At 71.8% G+C, this 19448-nt stretch carries 17 protein-coding genes and 1 pseudogene; 10 read left to right on the top strand and 8 right to left on the bottom strand.

The features are described from left to right. Positions 1-61: 61 nt before the first annotated feature. Positions 62-199: pseudogene (locus PUR53_RS15365) on the top strand (hypothetical protein); the annotation flags it as partial. Positions 200-258: 59 nt separating this feature from the next. Here PUR53_RS15365 and PUR53_RS15360 read toward each other — a convergent pair. Continuing rightward, entirely contained in the window at positions 259-1056 is a 798-nt protein-coding gene (locus PUR53_RS15360; protein ID WP_329897982.1) for an SDR family oxidoreductase, read from the bottom strand. A gap of 69 nt (positions 1057-1125) precedes the next feature. After that, complete coding sequence (locus PUR53_RS15355) at positions 1126-1893, bottom strand: IclR family transcriptional regulator (protein WP_329897981.1); 768 nt, start codon at positions 1891-1893, stop codon at positions 1126-1128. A gap of 125 nt (positions 1894-2018) precedes the next feature. Here PUR53_RS15355 and PUR53_RS15350 point away from each other — a divergent pair, with 125 nt between their 5' ends. Both PUR53_RS15350 and PUR53_RS15345 read left to right on the top strand, forming a co-directional pair. Next, on the top strand, positions 2019-2792 hold the full coding sequence (locus tag PUR53_RS15350) for an SDR family oxidoreductase (RefSeq protein WP_329897980.1): 774 nt from the start codon (positions 2019-2021) through the stop codon (positions 2790-2792). Positions 2793-2817: 25 nt separating this feature from the next. Then, positions 2818-3858, top strand: a complete 1041-nt coding sequence (locus tag PUR53_RS15345) for an L-idonate 5-dehydrogenase (protein WP_329908600.1) — start codon at positions 2818-2820, stop codon at positions 3856-3858. Between the two features lie 27 nt (positions 3859-3885). On the opposite strand, the gene PUR53_RS15340 is transcribed toward PUR53_RS15345, so the two are convergent. Both PUR53_RS15340 and PUR53_RS15335 read right to left on the bottom strand, forming a co-directional pair. Beyond that, a complete protein-coding gene (locus PUR53_RS15340; RefSeq protein ID WP_329908599.1) occupies positions 3886-6102 on the bottom strand; it encodes an alpha-L-fucosidase in 2217 nt (738 codons plus the stop codon). 176 nt (positions 6103-6278) lie between these two features. After that, positions 6279-7298: a Gfo/Idh/MocA family protein gene (locus tag PUR53_RS15335; RefSeq protein WP_329908598.1), complete on the bottom strand. Its 1020-nt coding sequence runs from the start codon at positions 7296-7298 to the stop codon at positions 6279-6281. Positions 7299-7608: 310 nt separating this feature from the next. On the opposite strand from PUR53_RS15335, the gene PUR53_RS15330 reads away from it, so the two are divergent. Beyond that, positions 7609-8274, top strand: coding sequence for a DUF6215 domain-containing protein (locus PUR53_RS15330; RefSeq protein WP_329908597.1), 666 nt, complete (start codon positions 7609-7611; stop codon positions 8272-8274). A 93-nt stretch (positions 8275-8367) separates the two neighbouring features. Here the strand turns inward: PUR53_RS15330 and PUR53_RS15325 are convergent, their stop codons facing one another. The 4 genes from PUR53_RS15325 to PUR53_RS15310 form a co-directional block, all read right to left on the bottom strand. Beyond that, positions 8368-9543: an FAD-dependent monooxygenase gene (locus tag PUR53_RS15325; RefSeq protein ID WP_329908596.1), complete on the bottom strand. Its 1176-nt coding sequence runs from the start codon at positions 9541-9543 to the stop codon at positions 8368-8370. Positions 9544-9790: 247 nt separating this feature from the next. Continuing rightward, a complete protein-coding gene (locus tag PUR53_RS15320) occupies positions 9791-10651 on the bottom strand; it encodes an AraC family transcriptional regulator (protein ID WP_329898156.1) in 861 nt (286 codons plus the stop codon). 110 nt (positions 10652-10761) lie between these two features. Then, positions 10762-12060: a cytochrome P450 gene (locus tag PUR53_RS15315; RefSeq protein ID WP_329897974.1), complete on the bottom strand. Its 1299-nt coding sequence runs from the start codon at positions 12058-12060 to the stop codon at positions 10762-10764. 20 nt (positions 12061-12080) lie between these two features. After that, positions 12081-13436, bottom strand: a complete 1356-nt coding sequence (locus tag PUR53_RS15310; RefSeq protein ID WP_329897973.1) for a glutamine synthetase family protein — start codon at positions 13434-13436, stop codon at positions 12081-12083. A 173-nt stretch (positions 13437-13609) separates the two neighbouring features. Here PUR53_RS15310 and PUR53_RS15305 point away from each other — a divergent pair, with 173 nt between their 5' ends. The 6 genes from PUR53_RS15305 to PUR53_RS15280 all read left to right on the top strand — a co-directional run bounded on the left by PUR53_RS15305 (position 13610) and on the right by PUR53_RS15280 (position 19216). Then, positions 13610-13798 (top strand): ferredoxin, encoded by a 189-nt coding sequence (locus PUR53_RS15305; RefSeq protein WP_329897972.1) that lies wholly within the window; start codon positions 13610-13612, stop codon positions 13796-13798. Positions 13799-13869: 71 nt separating this feature from the next. Next, positions 13870-15048 (top strand): NAD(P)/FAD-dependent oxidoreductase, encoded by a 1179-nt coding sequence (locus tag PUR53_RS15300; protein ID WP_329898155.1) that lies wholly within the window; start codon positions 13870-13872, stop codon positions 15046-15048. Between the two features lie 13 nt (positions 15049-15061). Then, entirely contained in the window at positions 15062-15874 is an 813-nt protein-coding gene (locus tag PUR53_RS15295) for an acetoacetate decarboxylase family protein (RefSeq protein ID WP_329908595.1), read from the top strand. Positions 15875-16001: 127 nt separating this feature from the next. Further along, positions 16002-17462, top strand: a complete 1461-nt coding sequence (locus PUR53_RS15290) for an aldehyde dehydrogenase (protein ID WP_329908594.1) — start codon at positions 16002-16004, stop codon at positions 17460-17462. Beyond that, a complete protein-coding gene (locus PUR53_RS15285; protein WP_329897969.1) occupies positions 17455-18378 on the top strand; it encodes a 3,4-dihydroxyphenylacetate 2,3-dioxygenase in 924 nt (307 codons plus the stop codon). Before PUR53_RS15290 ends, PUR53_RS15285 begins: the two co-directional genes overlap by 8 nt. Beyond that, positions 18371-19216, top strand: coding sequence for a fumarylacetoacetate hydrolase family protein (locus tag PUR53_RS15280; protein ID WP_329908593.1), 846 nt, complete (start codon positions 18371-18373; stop codon positions 19214-19216). The genes PUR53_RS15285 and PUR53_RS15280 overlap by 8 nt, the downstream gene beginning before the upstream one ends. Positions 19217-19448: the final 232 nt, after the last annotated feature.

The raw sequence follows: 19448 nt of genomic DNA, 5'->3' as shown, positions 1-19448 counted from the left end.
GATCGCCACGGTCACGGCGGCCGGGCCGGCTCCTCACGGGGCCGGTCCGGTCGCTTTTCGCGTGCGCCGGCATCCGTCAGCCGACGCCCTGCCCGGGTACCCGCGGCGCCCGCGGAGCGCACGCTCGGCGGGCGACGCGGAGCGACTCGGCTTCGGTGAGGGCGAGTTGGTCGAGGTCCGAACTCGTCGGGGCGCTCCGTGGGGGCGGCTCCGGCTGACGGACGTACGTCCCGGTGTGCTGTTCGCGGCAGCCGCTGTTCAAGACGGCCGCGGCGGCCCTGACCCGGGTCGGCCCCCGGTCCGTCCCGACCGGGTGGGGGCGATGACGAGTTCCTCGATCACCGTGCGCGGGGGGAGCGTGGCGCACAGCAGTACGGCGCGGGCCACGTCCTCCGGCCGCACCATGGCGGCCCGCAGCTCCGCGCCCGGTGGGTTCGGGCGACTGTCCAGGACCGGGGTGTCGACCGCGCCCGGCAGGACGCAGGTGGCGCGGACGAGGTCGTCGCCGTAGGTGTGGCGCAGGTAGGTCATGAAGTTGCGCACGCCCGCCTTCGCCGCGCCGTAGGGGGCTCCGCCGAGGGATGTGGGCCGTACGGCGGCGAGCGAGGAGATCGTGATGATGGAGCCGCCGCCGCGCTCCAGCATGTCCGGGAGGACGGCGCGGGTGAGCAGATAGACCGCGGTGAGGTTGACGTCGACGACGGCGTGCCACTCGTCCTCGCCGAGCCGACGGACGTCGCCGGCCCGGCCGGCTCCCCCCGCGTTGTTGACGAGGACGTCGACGGGGCCCGCCGTGTCCCGGGTCCAGCGGATCAGCTCCCCCACGTCGTCGGCGTTCTCGACGTGGGCCGGGCGGGCGACCGCGGTGCCCCCGGCGTCCGCGACGGCGGCGGCCACCTCGTCGAGGGGGTGGGGTCGCCGGCCGACGAGGACCACCGTCGCGCCCTCCTCGGCGAGCATCAGGGCCGTCGCCCGGCCGATGCCGGTGCCGGCGCCGGTGACCAGTGCGGTCTTCCCGTCGAGCGGTCCGGTCCGTCCTCGGTCCGGGTCTCCCATGTCCGTCAGCCCCCTCAGCCGTGAACTCGCCCCCGACGCCGGGCAGTTCACCGCAGACAGGGGCCCGGGTCAACGGGCCGGCAGCCGGACGCCCAGCTCGGCCGCCGCGGACCGCAGCAGCGGCACCATGGCGACCAGGTCGTCCATGCCGCGGCGGAAGGCGGGCGCGGCGGTGGAGAGGGCGGCGAAGACGGTGCCGTCGGGGCGCAGGATCGGCACCGCCACGGCGCGCAGACCGGCGTGGTGTTCCTCGTCGGCCGTGGCGTAGCCGAGCTCGGCGGCGCGGGCGACGTGGGCGCGCAGGACGTCGCGGTCGGTGACGCTGTTCGGTCCGTGCGGGGTGAGTTCGACGCGGTCCAGGAGGTCGGCGCGTACGTCGGCGGGAGCGAAGGCCATCAGGACCTTGCCCATCGAGGTGCAGTGCAGCGGCCCGTGGTGGCCCGGGTCGCTGCGGACGCCGACCGGGAGGGGGCCGTCCACATAGTGCACGTACAGGTGCCGGGTGCCGTCGAGGACGGACATCAGGGTGGCTTCCTCGGTCTGCCGGGTGACGCGCTGCATCACCGGCAGGGCGGTGCCGGCGAAGCCGTACACCTGACCGGCCTGTTGGCCGAGCTGGAAGAGCCGCAGACCCGGTTTGTAGCGCTTGCCGTCGGTCTCGAACTCCACCAGGCCCTCGCGGCAGAGGGAGTTGACCAGCCTGTGGGCCGTACTGACGGGGACGCCGCTGGCGCGGGCCAGTGCGGACAGGGTGATGCCGTACGGGTGCTCGCCGACCAGGACGAGCAGCCTGATCGCCCGCCCGACCACGTCCGTGGGTACCTCGCCGCTACTCACGGCGGGAAAGTTACCACTGAGTGGAAAAGCCTTCCACGGTTGACAGAGACCGTCCGCCGCGACCACGATGTTTTTCCGTTGAGCAGATAACTTTTCCACTCAGCGGGAAAATAGGGAGCCGACGCATGACGAGCCACCCCCTCTTCGACGTCACCGGAAAGGTCGCCCTGGTCACCGGGTCGAGCCGGGGCATCGGCCGTGCGCTGGCCGTCGGCCTCCTGGAGGCCGGCTGCACGGTCGTCCTCAACGGCCGGGACACGGTCGCCCTTGAGGGCACCCGCGAGGAGCTGGCCGGCACGTTCGGCGACGCGGTCCTCACGGAGGCCTTCGACGTCACCGACCCCGCCTCGGTCGCCGGCGCCGTCGCCCGGATCGAGGACCGGGCCGGCCCCCTCGACATCCTGGTCAACAACACCGGCACCCAACGCCGCGCCCCGTTCCTCGACTTCGCCGACGAGGACTGGCACACCCTGCTCGACACCAACCTCACCAGCGCCTTCCTCGTCGGCCGCGAGGTCGCCCGCCGGATGGTCCCCCGGGGCCACGGCAAGATCGTCAACATCTGCTCGCTGCAGAGCGAGGCGGTACGCCCCGGCATCGCGCCCTACGCGGCGACCAAGGGCGGCCTGAAGATGCTGACCAAGGGCATGTGCGCCGACCTCGGGCCGCACGGCATCCAGGTCAACGGCATCGGCCCCGGCTACTTCGACACCGAGCTGACCTCGGCGCTGGTCGCGGACGAGGAGTTCAGCGCCTGGGTGCGGGGCCGAACCCCGGCCGGCCGCTGGGGGAAGGTCGAGGACCTCGTCGGCGCCCTGCTCTTCCTCACCTCCCCCGCTTCGGACTTCGTCAACGGCCAGTTGCTGTACGTCGACGGCGGCATGCTGTCCGTCCTGTGACCCGGCCGACCCCCAGGGAGCCCCCATGCACGCGTGTGTTGTCCACGGAGCCGGTGACCTCCGGGTCGAGGAGCGGCCGTACGACGGTCCCGCGCCCGGTGAGATCGAGGTCGCCGTCGCGCTCGGCGGGATCTGCGGGTCCGATCTGCACTACTACCACCGGGGCCGGGTGGGCGACTTCGCGGTGAGCGAGCCCATGGTGCTCGGCCACGAGGTGGTCGGCCATGTCGCCGCGCTCGGTCCCGGGGTCGGGGGGCCGGACGTCCCGGCTGTCGGCGCGCCGGTCGCGATCCATCCGGCGACGCCCTGCGGGGTCTGCCCCGAGTGCGCGCGGGGCACCCGCAACGTCTGCGCCCACACCCGCTATCTGGGCAGCGCGGCCCACACCCCGCATGTGCAGGGCGGGTTCGCGCAGCGCCTCGCCGTGCCCGCCGGTCAGGTCCGGGAGCTGCCCGCCGGGCTCGACCTGCGCCGTGCCGTGCTCGCCGAGCCGCTGGCGGTGGCGCTGCACGCCGTGCGCCGGGCGGGCGAGGTGCGCGGCAAGCGGGTGCTGGTCGCGGGGGCCGGTCCGATCGGCTGTCTGGTGGTGGCCGCGCTGCGGCACGCCGGAGCCGCCGCGGTCGTCACCGGCGATCTGCACGAGGAGCCGCTGCGGATCGCGTCCGAGGTGGGTGCGACCGCGACCGCGCGGGCGGACCGGCCCGACGATCCGAACTGGGCCGGGGTCTTCGATGTGGCCGTGGAGGCGTCCGGCGCGCCCGCCGGGCTGCGCAGCTGTGTGGAGCGGGCGCGGCGGGGCGGCACCGTGGTGATGCTGGGGCTGCTGCCGCCCGGGGAGATCGGGCTGCTCGGCAATGTGGCGGTCACCCGTGAGCTGGAGCTGCGGGGTTCCTTCCGCTTCGACACCGAGTTCGACGAGGCCCTGTCCCTGCTGGCCCAGGGCCTCCCTGTCGATCCGGTCGTCACGCACACCTTCCCGCTGGAGCGGTCCGTCGCCGCCTTCGAGACCGCCCGGGACCGTACGGTCGCCTCGAAGGTGCTGCTGGATCTGACCGATCGGGCGTGAGCGGACGTCGACGGCCGTCCGTGGGCGTCAGACCTCGGTGAAGGTCCACAGCAGGTTGGTGCTGGTGCCCCAGGTCCACTGTTTGGCGACGGCGCCGGAGGAGACGTTCCCGCCGCCGTCGAGGACGAGTCCCGTGGTGCGGTTGGCGAGGGAATGGCGGCCGTCGCCCCGGTGGGTGATCAGCCACTGCTGGTCGGTGCCGCCGTCCCACGCCGCCTGCCGCACGGGGGCACCGTCGGCGGTGGCACCCCCTCCGTCGGCGACCATGCCGTTGGCCCGGTTCTCCAGCTTGTAGTGGCCGTCGCCGACGTGGACGGCGTGCCACTGGAGGGGTGCGGAGCCGTCCCAGGTCCGCTGCCTGAGGTCGGCGCCGTCGGGGCCCTCTCCCCCGCCGGCCAGGGCGAGTCCGTTGGTGACGTTGGTGATGCGGAACCGGGCGGAGGGGGCGAACATCACCTTCAGCGAGGTGATCCTCTGCCGGACCCGTGCGGTGTCCTCGGTGAACGTCCACGAGGTGCCGGTGAAGTCGTCGCCGGAGTAGCCGACCAGTTCGTGGCCCGGGGCGAGCTTCAGCGAGGAGAGGGCGCGCGGCGGCATGCCGGAGAGGGTGAGCTGTTCGGCCGTGTGGTCGCCGAGGGCGAGTACGGCGCTGTCGCCGGAGTAGTGGGCGTCCTCGTAGAGCACGGCTCCGGTGAGGGGCTGAAGGGCGGGGATCCGGCCGGTGAAGCGGAACTTGAGGACGTACGCCGGGGCCTCGAAGGGGGCCGTCGACGGGAGGGTCACCCGCAGACCGGCCGGTTCCTGGACCGGGTCGTCGAGGTCGATGTACGTACCGGCCGCGGAGTCGAGGAGTCGCACCGAGGACAGCGAGTCCAGGTCGATCCGGTCCGAGCCGAGCGTCTTGATCGTCAGCGAACCGCCGGGCCAGCCCAGGACCGTCGCGTACAGGACGGTGCCCGCCTTGTTCCGGGTGAAGCGGATGTCCTGCGGGGTACCGGCGGTGGGCCGGGTGAAGGAGCCGCCGCCCATCTTCGTCGGTCCCTCGCCGTACGCCGTCCAGGCGCGGGTGCCGTAGACCGACTCGCCGAAGCGCTTCAGGTAGTCGCCGATGCCGAGCAGGATGGCGCGCTGGCCCTGTGGGATCGTCCCGTCGGCCATGGGGGCGATGTTGAGGAGGACGGTGCCGTTCTTGCTGACGCGGTCGACGAACGAGTGCAGCATCTGCGCGAGCGAGTAGTAGCCGATGCCCTCGGTGTAGCACCAGCTGGAGTCGGAGATGCTGTCGTCGGTCAGCCAGTAGGGCGCGGTGAGGTCGGCGGGGCCGCCTCGCTCGTAGTCGAAGACCGAACCGTGGCTGTTGAAGCCGTCCTTGTAGGTGGCGACGACCTCCTTGCCCCACTTGTCGGCCTGGTTGAAGTAGTACGACAGGAAGTTCAGGCGCTGGGTCTCGTCGATGTGGTCGAGCCGCCAGTCCTGCCACAGGATGTCGGGCCGGGACCGGTCGACGACCTCCTTGAGCTTGTCGTACCAGAGCTGGTTCTCCGCCTCCGGACTCAGCTGCCCGTACAGCTTCTTGAGGCTCGGATCCGTCTGCCGGGGCGCGAACTCGAAGAAGCCGGTGTGGTTGTACGCGTGGTGCATGGCGACCAGGAGCTTCAGCTTCCGGGCGCGGATGGCGTCGGTGAAGAGCTTCAGCAGGTCCAGGCGCGGTCCCTTGGCCACGGAGTTCCACTCGTTGACCCGGCTGTCCCACATCGAGTAGCCGTCGTGGTGCTCGGCGACCGGTCCGGCGAACCGCGCGCCCGCGTCGACGAAGAGCTGGGCCCAGGCGTCGGGATCGAACGTCCCGCCGGCCGACGTCAGCTTCGGCGCGAACTCCACATGGCGGCCCGCGAGGTCGTCGGCCCCGTCGATGAAGTGGTGGTACGGCCAGGCGGCCGGGTCCCCGTACGTGGCGACGTGGTGCCGGTGCGCCCGCTGGTCAGGGATGTACATGTTGCGCGGATACCACTCGCTGTCGTACGCCGGGACGCTGAACGCCCCCCAGTGGAAGTAGATGCCGAACTTGGCGTCCCGGAACCACTCGGGGGCGGCGGGGTGCCGGTTCACGGAGTCCCAGGTCGGGGTGTAGGCCCTCGGGGCGGTCGGTGAACCCCCGGCCGCGAGCGCGTCGGTGGCCCCGGTGGCCGCCACGACGGCCGTGGCGCCGACCAGTAACGTGCGCCTGCTGATCGATTGCGACATAGGCACGAACGTCAGGCATGCGGACCACCGGTGTCAACGGTTGTGCAGTGATGAATGCGCCAAGAGGGAAGGGGGAGTTGACCGTTTTGGGCGATAATTCAAGGGTTCACCCGAGGCGAGACATCACATGTCTCCGACGGTGAGGGCGTCGGCTATCGATGACTCGGGGGCTGAGGTCAGCGGTAGAGGGCGGGGCGTTCGACGAGCTCCACCTCCGCGCGGACGCCCTCGGACTGGGCGCGGACGCCCGCCTCGGAGATCGCCGCGACGGCGTACCCGTCCCAGATGCCGGGCCCGGTGACCTCGCCGCGCCGGGTGGCGTCCACCCAGGCCTGGACCTGTCGGTCGTAGGCGTCCTCGAACCGCTCGAGGTAGCTCGGGGTGACCGTGCCGCCCCAGCGGCCCGCCGCGTTGACGAGCATGTCGTGCCCTTCGCCGATCCGGGCCGTGCCGTCCTCGCAGACGGCCTCGGCCTGCACCTGGTAGCCGTAGCGGGCGCTGAGGAAGATCTCGACGTCGACCACCGCGCCGCCGTCGGTCTCGAAGACGACGAGCTGCGGGTCGCTCAGGCCCTCGGGGGCGTGCGCGGACGGCCGGGGCCGCAGCACGGTGACGGCGGTGATCTCCTGGCCGAGCAGCCAGCGGGTGACGTCCATCTCGTGGGCCACGGAGTCGTTGATGGCCATGGCGTCGGTGAAACCGGGCGGGGGCGCGGCGTTGCGGTGCCGGTGGTGCAGCAGCAGCGGCCGGCCCAGGTCGCCGCTGTCCAGCAGGGCCTTGAGTTTGACGTACTCACGGTCGTAGCGGCGCATGAAGCCCACCTGCACCCGGCGCCGGCCCAGCCGCTGCTCCGCCTCCAGCAGCCGGAGCGCGGAGGCGGTGTCCGGGGTCAGGGGCTTCTCGCACAGGACGGGCAGATCGTGGGCGAACGCGGCGAGCAGGGCCGCCTCGTGCGCGGGGCCCGGGGAGGCGACGAGGACGGCGTCGACGCCGGGCGCGGCCAGTGCCTCGGTGAGGTCGCCGTAGGCCGCGCACCCCTCGACGCCGGCGGCGATCGCCCGGGCGCGGTCGATGTCGAGGTCGACGACGGCGGTCACCTGGGCGCCGCTGATCACCTTCGAGATCCGGCGCACGTGATCGGCGCCCATCCGGCCGGTGCCGACGACGGCGACGCCGAGGGAGCCCTGCTCGGTCATACCGTTCTTCCTTTCGTGGGGCCGCGACGGCGCCCGTTGTGGGCGGGCGCACAGGGTCTCGGTCTCCCCTGGGAAGCCCTTCCTCACGCCTGTGCGGTGGCTTCGCCGACGACGGGAGCGGCCCACACGGAATTCCGTTTCCCCTCGGGACGATCACCGGTTAGGCTCCCCCGGCGCACGTCAGGCGTGTGCACATCAAAATGGGGGCACGGGGGACATGGTCGACGATTTCGCCGATTCCGGAGCGGACTCGAGAGCGGATCAGGACACGGGGCCGCGAGCGGATACCCGAGGTGGTTCGCCGAAGGAGATGGGAACGGCGGCCCAGGTGGTCTCGGCGGTGGCAACCGTCGGTGTGCTGCTGGGCGGGATGTGGTTGCTGGCGGACCTCCTCGACACGACCCCCGAGAGCGTGGGTCCGGCCGTCTGCTCGTCCTCGGACGACGCCTCTCCGGCGGCCCGGGCCAAGGTCTCGGGCGCACAGCTGTGCACCGCGCTGAACCGCGCCGACCTGCCGAAGCTCCTCGGGACGCCCACCGAGCAGGCGGTGACCGCGTCGGGCAGCGAGAACGAGTCGACCTGGTTCGACGGCACCAAGACCGTCACCCCCGAGGCGAGCGTCGAACTCGACACGTACACCGTGGAGCTGTCGGCGTCGGACCAGGACCTCCCGGTCGCCGAGTCGGTCGACTATCTGGGCACTGGGGTCGAGACCAGGACGGTCCTCGGACATGCGGCGGCCCTGTACTCGGGCCGGACCATCTCCATCTCCTTCCGCCTCGACGGCGGGGACGCGCAGTCCGGTCCCGGCGGGGTCGCCCGGCAACTGCTGGTCGCGACCGACCCGAAGGACAGCGGCGGCACCTTCGAACTCGTCATCTACCGCCAGGACTCCCAGATACCCGACGACGAGGCCCTGTTCCGCGTCGCCGAGAAGGTCCTGCCGACACTCCCGGGCTGGAAGCCCGCGGCCTGACGCGCCGTCGGGGCCTCGGCGGTCCGGCGGCCTGCGATCCGCTCACCGACGTCAGTCGCACGCATGTGCGCGCACGCAAGCCCTGTCAGGGGCCTACGCCGACGGCTCCTCCAACGCGTCGACTCCCCAGGCGCCCGCGTGGGGACCGAACTCGTTCTCGGCGGCGCCCGCCGCCATGCGCGCGTTGCGGGCGTCGGCCTCCGGTCCGTCCGGCAGGTGGTAGTCCTCGCCCGCCCGCGCGGAACCGGCCTGCACCCGCGTGGCGGTGGCCAGCCGGCGGCTCACGTACCGGTCGAGCGCTTCGGGTACGTCGGCGGGTGTCGCGCCGACGAGGCAGTCCCCGAGCACGGCCGCGTCGACCAGGGCCTGGGCCGCGCCCTGGGCCTGGAAGGGCACCATCGCGTGGGCGCTGTCGCCGAGCAGGGTGATCCGGCCGGTGTTCCAGCGGGCGAGCGGGGCACGGGTGTGGATGCCGTGGCGCAGGACCGTCCCCGTCCTGCCGAGGACGTCGAGGACCCGGGGGTCCCACCCCTGGAACGCGCGCAGTTGCTCCTCCGGCTCGGCGCGGGCGGTCCAGGACTCCGGCGCGGTCTCGGTCCCGACGACGCCGACGGCGTTGAGCAGTTCCCCGCGACGGACCCAGTAGTGCACGAAGTGCCGGCCGGGTCCGAGCCAGAGCGCGTACTCCGGCAGGTCCAGATCCGCCACCTTCTCGGCGGGCAGCAGGGCCCGGTAGGCGGCGGTTCCCGAGTACAGGGCCGCGTCGGTGCCGAAGAGCCACTGGCGGGCCGCCGACCGTATGCCGTCCGCGGCGACGACGAGGTCCGCCCGCAGGCGCTCCCCGCGGGCCGTCGTCACCCACGCCGACCTGTCGTCCTGTCCGATGCCCACGACCGTGGTGTCCAGACGCACCGAACCGGCGGGGACGGAGTCGGCCAGCGCCCGGTGCAGATCGGCCCGGTGGACCTGGAGGTACGGCGCCCCGAAGGCCTCCTCGGCCTCGCGTCCCAGCGCGTAGTGGCAGATCTCGGTGCCGTCGGACCAGGTGCGAAAGCTCAGCCGGGACGGCCGGACGGACTGGGCGTCGACCGCGTCGAGCAGGCCGAGCCGGCGCAGGACGCGGGTGGCGTTGGGCGCGAGCTGGATGCCCGCGCCGATCTCGGTGAACCGGGGCGCCTGCTCGACGAGCGTCACCTCGCATCCGGCGCGCTCCAGACTCAGGGTGGCCGCCAGTCCGCCGATGCCCGCCCCCACGACGATCGCCCTCATGCCCCCACCTCAGGTCGACGTCGTTCCACGCTACCGGCGGACGAGAGGCGGGGGCAGCCGCGCGACGACGCGAAGTCGCCGCGCGTCGGCGCTCAGAGCGAGGGCCTGCCGTTCGGATCACGCCGGCTCCGGGCGACGGCGCCCGACGCCGCCGGTGAGCGGGGCGCGACCGGCAGATGCCCGTCCCACGCCCCGCGGACACGGCAGATGCGCGCGCCGCGCCCCGGGCGTGAGCCGAGCGACGGCCCTAGGCCCGCTCCACCGGGATCCACAGTTCCGCGTCGGCCTGTGCCGCGTCGGGCGAGAGCCTGGTCCGCAGGATCTCGGGACCGGGACGGCTCCGGTACGGATTGGACGGGAACCACTGGGTGAACACGTCCCGCCACAGGTGCTGCAGCGCCTGCGGGAAGGGCCCGGAGTTCTCGAACACGGCCCACGTCCCGGCCGGGACGACCAGCTCGTCCATGTTCTCGGGGGCGGCGGCTCGTGTCACCGCCCCGTGGAAGTAGTCGAGTTCGGTGCCCTCGGCCCGGCCCGCGTCGATGTTGTCGCTGATCGAGACGATCCCCTTCGGTTCCTGGTCGGACAGGCTCTCGATCCGGTCGAGCGTCTCCCGTCCGAGGCCCCGGATGAAGTCGGCGATCGCCGGGTTCATCCCCTCGTGCACGAGCGGGACACGGGTCTTCCTCCCCACCACCCGGAACTCCTCCTTCTCCACGATGCGGTATCGCATGCTGCTGCTCCCTTCGACGACGAGGCGGAAGGACATCCGGGGCTGCGACCGCAGACTCGCACCGGTCCGCCGGGCCTCCCCGGGGCCGACGCCGTGCAGGGCGCGGAACGCCCGTGCGAACGCCTCCCCGGAGCCGTAGCCGTAGCGCACCGCGATCTCCAGCAGCGTCCGCTCGTCGGCCAGCACCTCGGCACCGGCCACGGTCAGCCGCCGTCGTCGCACGTACTCCGACAGCGGCATGCCCGCGAGCGCGGAGAAGAGCCGCCGCAGGTGGTACTCCGACGTCACCGCGATCCGTGCCAGGTCCGCCACGTCGATCGACTGATCGAGATGGCGCTCGATGTGCTCCATGGCCTGGTTGAGCCGCTCCAGCACCCCGGCCTCCTTCCTTTCGACCCCCACGCTAGGAAGCGGCCACCCCGCCCCACCCGACATCCTGTGCCCGCTCCGGTCGGGTCACCAAGGAGCTCGGGACAGGCTGACGCTCAGGCGAGGGTGACCTCGACCGGCAGCTTCTTGATGCCGTTGACGAAGTTCGAGCGGACGCGCGGGACGTCACCGGCGAGGCGGATGTCGGCGAGGCGCGGGATCAGCTCCTCGAACATGATGCGGATCTCGGTGCGGGCCAGCAGGTTGCCCAGGCACAGGTGCGGGCTGCCCTTGCCGAAGGTGACGTGGTCGTTGTCGGCGCGGGCGACGTCGAGGTCGTAGGGGTTGCCGAAGACCTCCTCGTCGCGGTTGCCGGAGGCGTACCACATGACGACCTTGTCACCCTCCTTGATCCGCTTGCCGCCGAGTTCGACGTCACGGGTCGCGGTGCGGCGGAAGTGGTAGACGGGGGACGCCCAGCGCAGGAACTCCTCCGTCGCCACCGGGATCAGGGAGGGGTCCTCCTGGAGGCGGGCGAGCTGCTCCGGGTGCTGGAGCAGGGCCAGCATCGAGTGGGTGATGGTGTGGCGGGTGGTCTCGTTGCCGGCGACGACCAGCAGCAGGAAGTAGTTGTCGAAGTCCTGCGCGGAGAGCGGGACGCCGTCGCGCGGGGTGGTGTTGACCAGTCTGGAGACCAGGTCGGTGCCGTCGCCGCCGCGGCGCTGCCGGGCCAGTTCGCGGCCGTACTCGAAGACTTCGAGGGAGGCGGGCGAGCGGAACGGCAGATGCTTGAACTGCTCGCTCTCCGCGCTGTTCAGCAGGACGTCCGCGTAGTCGGGGTCGGTGTTGCCGATGATGCGGTTGCCCCAGTCGATGAGCTTCTGGTTGTCCTCCGGGGGGACGTCGAGCAGGCGGGCGAGGACGTTGATGGGGAAGTCGGCGGAGACGTCGGCGACGAAGTCGAAGGTGCCCTTGGCGAGGGCCGCGTCGAGGGTGGTGGCGGTCAGACCGCGCAGGAAGTCGGTGTAGCTGTTGATGACGCTCGCGCCGAACTGGCGCTGGATGACGCTGCGCAGGGCGCGGTGGCGGACGCCGTCCAGTTCGAGGATGGAGGCGCGGGTCCTGATCTGGTCCTCGTCCACCTCCTCCAGGTTGACGAACCTCGTCGAGGTGAAGGTCTGGGCGTCGCGGTCGACGCGGGCGATGTCGGCGTGCCGGGTGACCGCCCAGAAGCCGGAGTTGGGGGCCTCCTCGGGCTGCCAGTGGACCGGGTCCTGGTGGCGCAGGGTGTGGAACATGCGCCACGGGGTGACACCGTCGGTGAAGTTGTCGAGGTCGGCGAGGTCCACGTCGTCCAGCGGCATGGGTTCCTGCACGGCCTCGCGCACGGAGGCGGGGCGGGCTGAAGTGGTCATGGTGGGGGTGCTCCCAGGCGTCACAGGTGGTAGGCGTACTCGGTGAACTCCCAGTCGGTGACGTGCCGTTGGAAGCGTGCGACCTCGTCGCGCTTGTAGCTGAGGTACGAGGCGGTGAAGGCCTTGCCGAGGATCTCGGTGAGGGCGGTGTCCGCCTCCAGGGCGTCGAGGGCGGCGGAGAGGTTCGCCGGCAGCACGGCCGACCTGGCGGTGTCGTAGCCGTAGCCCTCCAGCGGGGCCGGGGGTTCCTCGCCCGCCCGGACGCCGAGCAGTGCTGCGGCGATCGTGCCCGCGATCAGCAGGTACGGGTTGGCGCCGGCGTCGCCGAGGCGCAGTTCGAGCCGGGCGCCGGAACCGCGCTCGGGCGGGATGCGGACCATGGCGCTGCGGTTGTCCAGGCCCCAGTCGATCAGCCAGGGGGCGAGGGTGTCCGGGCCGAAGCGTTTGTAGGAGTTGACCGTCGGGTTGGCGAGGGCGGCGAGCGCCGGGGCGTGGGTGAGGACCCCGGCGATGGCGTGGCGGGCGGTGTCGGACAGTCCGTGGCGGCCCTCGGGGTCGTCGAAGGCGTTGCGGCCGTGCTCGTCGTCGCAGGACAGGTGGAGGTGGAAGCCGGAGCCGCCCGCGTCGTTGAAGGGTCTGGCCATGAAGGTGGCGAGACGGCCCTCCTTGCGGGCGAGTTCCTTGACGGCCGCCTTGAAGCGGAACGCGCGGTCGGCGGCGGAGAGCGCCTCCGAGTGGGCCAGGTTGATCTCGAACTGGCCGCCGTCGAACTCGTGGTTACCGTTGGTGACGCCGATGCGCAGGTCGCGGAGGTGGCGCAGGGTGCGCAGCAGATGGTTGTCGGGGTCGGCGCGCAGTCCGGCGGTGTAGACGGCGCCGGTGGTGCCCGAGTAGCGCCGCCACCCGCTCGGGGAGGCGGGGTCCGCGTCGCAGAGGAAGTACTCGAGTTCGGGGCCGACCACGGGGCGCAGACCCTCGTCGGCGCAGTGCGCGAGCACCGAGCGCAGCAGATCGCGGGGGGATTCGGGGGCGGGTGCCCCGGTCGCGGGGTCGATGGTCTCGCCGAGGCAGGAGGCAACGCCGGGCTCCCAGGGGAGGGCGACCAGGGTGTCGAGGTCGGGCCGTACGTGGATGTCGGGCAGGCCCGCGTCCAGACCACCGGCCACGGGGACGACGTCGCCCTGGGGGGAGGTGTGGTAGACCGCCCGGCAGAAGGCGAGCCCGTGCTCGCAGGCCGTCGGCAACTGGTCGAGCAGCACGTCCCGGGCCCGGTCGGTACCGATCAGGTCGGGATAGGTCACCCGGACCACGTCGATGCCCTCGGCGGCCAGCCGCTCCTGGTGTTGCCGGACGGCCGGTGTTTCGGATGCGCTCACCGTTGACTCCTCGACGACTGAGGCCGTTTGTTTGATGCCAAACGATAGGAACGGGCGAAGCGGCCCGCAAGGGGCCGGGGGCGAAAAAATTATCCACTCGGACAGGTATTGACCAGGGGTGCCCCGCTTCCTATGTTGTTTGGAGTCAAACGAGCTACTCGGGAGGACCGACCATGAAGGTCGTCGTCGACATGAACAAGTGCCAGGACCACGGACAGTGCGTCTTCGCCGCCCCCGACGTCTTCCAGCTCGACGAGAACGGACATCTGGCCTACATCAGCGACCCCGACGACACGCTCCTCGACGAGGTCGAGGAAGCCGCCGACGTCTGCCCGCTCCAGGCCATCCGGATCGAGGGCTGAGCCCCATGACAGGGACGGACACGGTGACGGACGCGGGGCCGGGAACGGACGCGGGGGCGGGGGCGGGCCGTGTGGTCGTCGCCGGCGCTTCCATGGCCGGTCTGCGCGCCGCCGAGCAGCTGCGCGCGGCGGGCTGGGCCGGGGCGATCACCCTGGTCGGCGAGGAACCGCACATGCCCTACAACCGGCCTCCGCTCTCCAAGGAGGTGCTGGCCGGGAAGGCACCCTTCGAGTCGCTGGCCTTCCGGCCGCGCGCGAGCGTGGCCGACGTGGAGTGGCGGCTCGGCACGAAGGTCGTCGCCTCCCGCCTCGCCGAGCGGACCGTCGTCCTCGACGACGGGTCGCGGCTGTCGTACGACGGTCTGGTCGTCGCCACCGGTATGCGGCCCCGCCGCCTGTCCTGTCCCGGCCCGCTCGCCGGACGGCACACCGTCCGCACCCTCGCCGACGCCCAGGGCCTGCGGGCGGAGCTGACCCGGCCCGGTGTCCGGGTGGTCGTGGTCGGGGCCGGGTTCATCGGCTGCGAGGTGGCCGCCACCGCCGTGGGCCTCGGCGTCGCCGAGGTGACGGTCGTCGATCCGCTGCCGCTGCCCATGGTCGGCCCGCTCGGCGAACTGCTCGGGCACGCCCTGCTGCGACGGCACGAGGAGCGCGGGGTGCGGTTCGCGCTCGGTGCCGGGGTCGCCGGGTTCGAGGGCGAGGAGCGGGTCACGGGTGTGGTGCTCGACGACGGGACCGTACTGGCCGCCGATGTGGTCGTGGAGTCGGTGGGCTCGCTCGCCAACGTGGAGTGGCTGGAGGGCAACGGCCTCGACCTGACCGACGGGGTCCTCACCGACGAACAGCTGCGGGTCGGCGGCCACACGAACGTCGTCGCGGTCGGCGACATCGCCCGCTTCCCCAACGCCCGCTACGACGGTGTGCCCCGCCGGGTCGAGCACTGGTCCATCCCCACGGACACCGCCAAGCACGCCGCGAAGGTCCTCACCGGCGCCGAGCCCGCGCCCTTCGCGCCGCTGCCCACCTTCTGGAGCGACCAGCACGACTTCCGGTTGCAGTCCTTCGGCGCGCCCGTCCTCGGCAGGCACGACGTGCGAGTCCTGGACGGTGACCCCGACGGCGACGTCCTGGTCGGCTACCACCACGGCGGCCGGCTGGTCGGGGTCGTCGCGCTCGGCGGACCCGCGACCGTGTCCGCCGCCGCCCGCCACCGCACCGAACTGCTCCAGCAGCCCGCCCTCACCGCGTAAGGACCTCCCGACCATGACCAGTGTCCGTGGATACTTCCACCCCAAGACGGCGAGCGGAGCCTCGTCGCTGATCCCGTCGCCGCCGTGGCACTACTCGGGCGACCTGCTCACCGTCGAGTACCGCACGGACCCGGCGCGGGTGCGTGAACTGCTGCCGGAACCTCTGGAGTTGGCCGACGAGGACCCCGGTGCGGTCGCGCTGATCTGGGCCGACTGGCAGTCCTGCTCGGCGTCGGGGGCGGAGCTGCTGGATCCGGTGCGTTCCCAGTACAAGGAGGCCTTCGTGGTCGTGCGCTGCCGGTACAAGGGGCGGACGTACTCGCGGTGCGTCTACATCTGGGTCGACAAGGACTTCGCGATCGCCCGCGGGCTGCACCAGGGGTATCCGAAGAAGCTCGGGTCCATCCACCAGACGCGGCCCCATCCGTACGGGCCCGCTCCGCGGATCGCGGCCGGGGCGCGGTTCGGGGCGACTCTGGCCGCGGCGGACCGGCGGTTGGCCCAGGCGGTGGTGAGGCTGCGGGAGCCGGCGGAGACGAACGGGTTCGTGAACGCGCATCCCATGGCGCATCACCGGTGGCTGCCGTCGATCGAGGCCGGGAAGGGGTTGGCGCTGGACGAGTTGATCGAGACCGGGGCGGCGGCCTTCGAGGGAGGTCGACCGTGGGTCGGTGACGCCGAGTTGGAGTTGTTCGAGGCGCCGACGGAGGAGCTGGCGCGACTGTCGGTCGAGGAACCCATCGCGGCGTACTACCGGCAGGTGGGGGTTGTCTGGGACGGCGGACGGTTGTTGGAGTCCGGGACGTCCGAAGCGGCTGCCGAGTGAGGTACGTGGGCGGCTGCGGGTCGCTCGTGGCTGGTCGCGCCCACGCGGCGGAGCCGCACATCGATACAGCCCCGCGCCCCTGAAGGGGCGCGGCCGTTCCCCTCTTCGTACATCTGGAGCCATCCTCATGTCTGAGAAAATTGTCGTCGCCGGAGTCTCCGTCGACACCCGGCACTGGATCGGTGGGCGGCGGGTCGGCTCTGCCGGGACCTTTGCCGATGTCTCTCCCATCGACGGCCGTGTCCTCGGTGAGATCGCCCGAGGCGGGGCCGCCGAGGTCCAGGCCGCCGTCGCCGCTGCCCGGGACGCCTTTCCCGGTTGGGCCGCCACTCCCCGCGCCGAGCGCGCCCGGATTCTGCACGCCATCGCCGACGGGGTCGAGAAGCGGCTCGAAGAGCTGGCGATCGTCGAGACGAACGACAACGGGGCGTTGTTGCGCTCCCATCGGCGTGGCGTCATGCCGCGGGTGGCGCACAATTTCCGGTTCTTCGCCGACTGGCTGCTGACGCTGGAGCACAAGGACTTCGAGACACGCGGGCACACCAATCACGTGAGCTGGGACCCCGCCGGGCCGTCCGTGCTGATCACTCCGTGGAACGCGCCGCTGATGCTGGCCACCTGGAAGGTCGCCCCGGCCCTGGCCGCCGGCAACTCGGTGATCCTGAAGCCGGCCGAGTGGACCCCGCTCACCGCGTCGCTGCTGGCGGACATCGCCGCCGAGGCGGGGCTGCCCGCCGGGGTGCTCAACGTCGTCCAGGGGTACGGCTCGGAGGTCGGCGACGCGCTCACCTCGCATCCGGACGTCCGGCGGATCAGCTTCACCGGGTCGGTGCCGACGGCCCGGCGGATCGCCGCGTCGGCGGCGCCGAACCTCACCCCGCTCAGCCTCGAACTGGGCGGCAAGTCACCGCTGTTGGTGTTCGCGGACGCCGATCTGGACCTGGCGGTGGACCTCGCGGTGGAGCAGTACGACAACGCCGGGCAGGTCTGCCTGGCCGCGACGCGGTTCCTCGTCGAGGAGTCGGTCGCCGAGGAGTTCACCCGGCGGTTCGTGGAGAGGGCCGGCGCCCTGCGCCAGGGCGACCCCCGGGACGAGTCCACCGACATCGGGCCCAACATCCATCCCCGGCAGCTGGAGAAGATCGACGGGTTCGTGCGGCGGGCGGTCGCGGCCGGGGCCCGGGTGGTCATCGGCGGGCACCCGGGCGAGGGCCAGTACTACGCGCCCACGCTGCTCACCGATGTCGCCCAGGACTCGGAGATCGTGCAGGAGGAGGTCTTCGGGCCTGTGCTGACCCTGCAGACCTTCACCGACGAGGACGAGGCCGTCCGACTCGCCAACGACACCCGCTTCGGGCTGGCCGCCACCCTCGCCACCGGTGACCCCGAGCGCGCCGCACGGGTCACCGAGCGGTTGGTCGCGGGAACGGTGTGGGTGAACTGCTTCTTCGTACGCGACCTCCAGGCGCCCTTCGGCGGCTCCCGTCAGTCCGGGGTCGGCCGGGAGGGCGGCACCTGGAGCTTCGACTTCTACTGCGACCTGAAGAACACCGTCACCGCACCGAACGGATGGAACAGCCATGGGTGAGATCGTCGGGGCGGGACTCCTCGCCCACGTCCCCACCATCGTCCTGCCGGAGGCCGACCGGCTGGAGCTCAACGAGGGCAAGGAGATCACCCTCGTCACCGGCCTCGAGGAGCTGCGCAGGGACGTCTTCGACCGCGACGACTACGACACCGTCGTCGTCCTCGACTCGCACTGGGCGACCACGGTCGAGTTCGTCGTCGCCGCGCAGGCGCGCCGCGCCGGCCTCTTCACCTCCGAGGAGCTGCCGCGCGGGATGTGCCGGATGCCCTACGACTTCCCCGGCGACCCCGAACTCGCCCTCAACATCGAGAAGTTCGCGGACAAGCACGGCACGTGGATCACCGCGATCGAGGACGAGTACCTGCCGATCTACTACGCCACGATCAACCTCTGGAAGTTCCTCGGCGAGGGGCTGCCAGACAAGCGGTGGGTGACCATCGGGGTCTGTCAGACCGGGGACATGGAGGACCATCTGCGGCTGGGGCGCGCACTCGCCGACGGGATCGCCGCCACCCCCGGGCGACGGGTGCTGGTCATCGCCTCGGGTGCCCTGTCGCACACCTTCTGGCCGCTGCGCGAGCTGCGCGACCACGAGGCCAGCGATCCGGCGCACATCTTCACGCCGGAGGCCCGCGCGGCCGACGAGGAGCGGATCGCCTGGTTCAAGGAGGGCCGACACGACAAGGTCCTCGACACCATGGACGAGTTCTGGAAGTTCAAGCCCGAGGCCAAGTTCTTCCACTACCTGATGATGGCGGGCGCGCTGGGCGAGCGGGCCTGTGTCGCCAGGGCCCGGCAGTACGGGGAGTACGAGAACTCCGTCGGTACCGGTCAGGTCCACCTCTGGTTCGACCGCCCCGCCGACGGCTGGACCGGCGGCATCCCTACGACCACTTCGGAGCCCACCCATGCCTGAGTACCGCCGCATCCTCCTCGACGGCGCCGCCGTCCAGGTCACCGTCGACGGGGAGGAACTCGTCGCCGGGGACGGCCGTCGCGTCAAGACCGAGGAGGCGCACCACCTGCCGCCGGTCGTGCCGTCGAAGGTGGTCGCCGTCCACCTCAACCACCGCAGCCGGGTCGACGAGTTCCGGATCGAACTCCCCGACACGCCCACGTACTTTCACAAGCCGACCTCGTCCCTCAATTCCCACAAGGGTGCGATCGTCCGCCCCGAGGGCTGCAAGTGGCTCAACTACGAGGGCGAGGTCGCCATCGTCATCGGGAGGACCGCGAGGAACGTCTCGCCGGCCGAGGCGGGCGCGTTCATCGCCGGCTACACCATCGCCAACGACTACGGCCTGCACGACTTCCGTGACACCGACGCCGGTTCGATGCTGCGGGTGAAGGGGTCCGACACCCTCTGCCCCCTCGGCCCCGGCCTGGTCACCGGCTGGGACTTCCACGGCAAGCGGCTGCGGACGTACGTCAACGGCGAGGTCGTCCAGGACGGCTCGACGGACGAGATGAAGTGGGACATGCACTACCTCGTCGCCGACATCGCCCGCACCATCACGCTGTATCCGGGTGACGTGCTGCTGTCCGGCACCCCGGCCAACTCCCGGCCCGTGCAACCCGGTGACGTCGTGGAGGTGGAGGTGGAGGGTCTCGGCCGGCTCACCAACCACATCGTGACCGGCCCCACCGCCGTGCGCGCCGACGTCGGCGCGCAGCCCACCGAGTCCGAGGAGGTCCTGTCCACGGCGCTCGGCGGCGACTGGGAGTTCCGCGGCATCCGCCCGCCCCGGCGGTGACGTCGCAGCGGGTCCCGAGGCGCCGACGGCCACGCACCCGGCTGGTCTCCGGCGCACTCGACGGTCTCGTCCCGCACCGGCTCGTCCTCGACTAGCCCGAGGTCGTGGCCCCGGGCGTCCGACGTCCGGGGCCTTCCGGCGTTCCCGCACACGCCTGTCGCACCGGCCGAAAATCTTCACCCGACCCCCTTGCCAAACGGATAGGGCCAGCCCACGATGAGGCAACTCGTTT

Source organism: Streptomyces sp. SP18BB07 (assembly GCF_036322545.1).
In the GTDB taxonomy this organism is placed as follows: domain Bacteria; phylum Actinomycetota; class Actinomycetes; order Streptomycetales; family Streptomycetaceae; genus Streptomyces; species Streptomyces deccanensis.
The sequence above is the reverse complement of the archived record's forward strand: the minus strand, read 5'-3'. Positions and strand labels throughout refer to the sequence as shown.